Genomic DNA, 2,645 nt, shown 5'->3' on the forward strand with positions numbered 1-2,645 from the left:
TTCTGCGGGAGCGAGAGATGTGTATAAGAGTCTGTGGGGGGGGCTGGCGGCGCAGTTGTGTCCGCCTGCCCGCTGGCCAGTGCACGGATGCGTGACACCAGCCCTGCGGTTTCCGGCGGCTCGCCACCCAGTCCCTGGTGCCGCGCCAGCAGGCCCTTGAGGGCGTCGCTGGATTCCAGCAGGACATCCACCATGGGGGGGGTGGGCACGAGCTCGTGGCGGCGCAGCTTGTCCAGCAGTGACTCCATCTGGTGCGTCAGTTCGGCCACGTCCTCGAAGCCGAAGGTAGCCGCCCCGCCTTTGATCGAATGAGCGCACCGGAAAATCGCATTCAGCGTCTCATCATCGACGGTATCCAGGTCGAGGTTGAGCAGCAGCTGCTCCATCTGCTCCAGATTCTCGCCCGCCTCCTCGAAGAATATTTGGTAGAACTGGGTCAGGTCGAAGCCGTCGTTCGCGGTATCTGCCATGGCGTTGCTCTCGGTCTTCTGGCTGGCGTTGAGGCTTTTGTGGGGTCAGCGGATGACTTTTCGGATGACCTCGATCAGCCGATTCGGGTCGAACGGCTTGACCAGCCAGCCCGTGGCGCCGGCGGCTCGGCCAGCCTGCTTCATCTGGTCGCTGGATTCGGTGGTCAGGATCAGAATGGGTGTGGCGGTGTAGCTTGGATGTTCCCGCAGTTTGCGGGTCAAACCGATACCGTCAAGCCGTGGCATATTTTGGTCGGTGAGTACCAGGTCGAAATGTTGCCTTTGCGCTTTCTCGTAGGCGTCGACACCATCGACTGCTTCCACCACTTGGAAGCCAGCACCTACCAGCGTGAACGATACCATCTTGCGCATGGAGGCGGAGTCATCAACGGCCAGAATCGAGTGCATGGGCGGACCTTGTGGGTGAGGCGGGTTCAGAACAGTTCGATGGAGCCAGCGTCCATCTCGCTTTGAGTGACCGGATTGGGATTTTGCGGCAGGTGTGTCACGACCGCACCGACCTCGTCCTCTTCGGGCTCCATCACCTGTTCGGCCAGCATGTACGCGCAGCCGCGCAGGACCTTGCCGGTGTGCTCCAGCAGTTGGGTTGCCATGTCGTGGAACTGCAGCTCCAGCACGGCTTGATGGAGGGTTTGCCGCAGGTCTTGCGTAGCCGGGGTGTCCTGTGTCGACGCCAGGGCGTCCACAGCGGCGATCGCCCGGTTGAAGCGGTCCAGCAGATTGCCTGTGGCGTGGTCGAGCAGGCCTTCTAGGCGTTTGAGGTCGTTCATCGCCACCAGCAGCGAGTCTTGCAGGTCTGCCACCGCGCTCAGCCGCACGGCCACCGTGGGCTCGTCGCCGTCCTCGGGCGGTTCGGGGCGGGGCTCGATCACGGTAACCTCTTCCCGCGGCCAGCGCCGGCGCTGCGAAGAAGGTGGGGGGGTGTCCGGATCTGACATGCTGAGGCCCTGCTGCAGTCCCATCGCGATATGGTGGCGTAAATATACCCCGGCACAAGGGGGACGGGAGTGCGGGGGCTAGGACTTCAGTGAATATCGGCAAATCGTTGGACTTTCATCACGGCCGCGGTGCATGATTTGGGATGTTTCGAGTACCCGGTGGGCTGGCTTTCGCCCACAATCACGGGGCGCTGGATCGCCACTGTGGCCACGCGACACCGGCACATCACCCTGTAGTTTTGGATATCCGCCCTGCGTGAACGCCCTGCGTCTGCTTCATTTGGAAGACAACCCCATCGATCACGGCCTGCTCGTGCGCGCCCTGCGCCGCGGCGAGATCGAGGCCGAGGTCGTGCTCGTGGACACGATGGAGGCGTTTTGCGCAGCCTTGGCCCCCGGCCAGCCGCCGTTCGATGCGGTGCTGGCCGATTTTCACCTGGGCGGTTTTTCCGGAATGGAAGCTTGGGACTGGCTGCGCCAGGCGGGGCTCGATCTGCCGTTCATCCTCGTGTCTGGGGCGATCGGCGAGGCGGCCGTGGCCGATGCCATGGTCCGCGGCGTGAGCGACTATGTGGACAAAGCGCAGCTGTCCCGCTTGCCGCGGGTGCTGCAGCGCGCGCTGGAGCTGTCGGCCACGCGCCGTGCCCAGGCCGAGGCGGCGCGCGAGCTGGCCGCCTCGCGCCAGCGCCTGCTGGAGCTGACCGAGCATCTGCAAACCAGCATCGACCGCGAGCGCGCCGATATCGCACGCGAGATCCACGACGACATCGGTGGGGCGCTGGCGGCGGTCAAGCTCGACTTGGCCTGGCTGGCCCGCCGCCTGACGGATGAGGAGGCCCTGGGCCATGTGCGCTCGGCGCTGGGCATGGCCGAACACGCTCTGGGCGCCAGCCAGCGCATCATGCGCAATCTGCGCCCTGCGGTGCTGGACCAGGGGTTGATGCCCGCACTGCAGTGGTTGACCCGTACCTTTGCCGAGCGCACGGGCTTAGATGTGCTGCTGCGCGGGCGCGTGCAAGGGGCACTGACCCCGCGCCAAGAGATGGTGGCCTACCGCACGGTGCAGGAGGCCCTGACCAACGTGCTCAAGCACGCACAGGCGCGGCGCGTCACCATCGACGTGAGCGACCTGGAGGACCATCTGACCATCGAGATTGCCGACGACGGCCGGGGGGCCTCGCCGCAGGAACTGGGCAAAGACCGCTCGTTCGGACTG

General features: G+C 65.0%; 4 protein-coding genes. 1 reads left to right on the forward strand and 3 read right to left on the reverse strand.

The genetic code is table 11. The annotated features are described in order from the left end of the window. From P3W97_RS00460 to P3W97_RS00470, 3 genes are all read right to left on the reverse strand, one after another. A partial coding sequence (locus tag P3W97_RS00460) for an Hpt domain-containing protein (RefSeq protein WP_300843016.1) occupies positions 1-470 on the reverse strand: 470 nt, incomplete at its 3' end. A 45-nt stretch (positions 471-515) separates the two neighbouring features. Then, the gene (locus P3W97_RS00465) at positions 516-878 is read right to left on the reverse strand and encodes a response regulator (RefSeq protein ID WP_300843017.1); all 363 of its coding nucleotides are present in this window, start codon (positions 876-878) and stop codon (positions 516-518) included. A gap of 26 nt (positions 879-904) precedes the next feature. Continuing rightward, positions 905-1,261 (reverse strand): hypothetical protein, encoded by a 357-nt coding sequence (locus tag P3W97_RS00470; protein WP_300843019.1) that lies wholly within the window; start codon positions 1,259-1,261, stop codon positions 905-907. A 424-nt stretch (positions 1,262-1,685) separates the two neighbouring features. Here P3W97_RS00470 and P3W97_RS00475 point away from each other — a divergent pair. After that, the coding region (locus tag P3W97_RS00475; protein WP_300843018.1) for a histidine kinase at positions 1,686-2,645 on the forward strand (960 nt) is incomplete at its 3' end.

The organism is Tepidimonas sp. (genome assembly GCF_029335975.1).
Taxonomy (GTDB): domain Bacteria; phylum Pseudomonadota; class Gammaproteobacteria; order Burkholderiales; family Burkholderiaceae_C; genus Tepidimonas.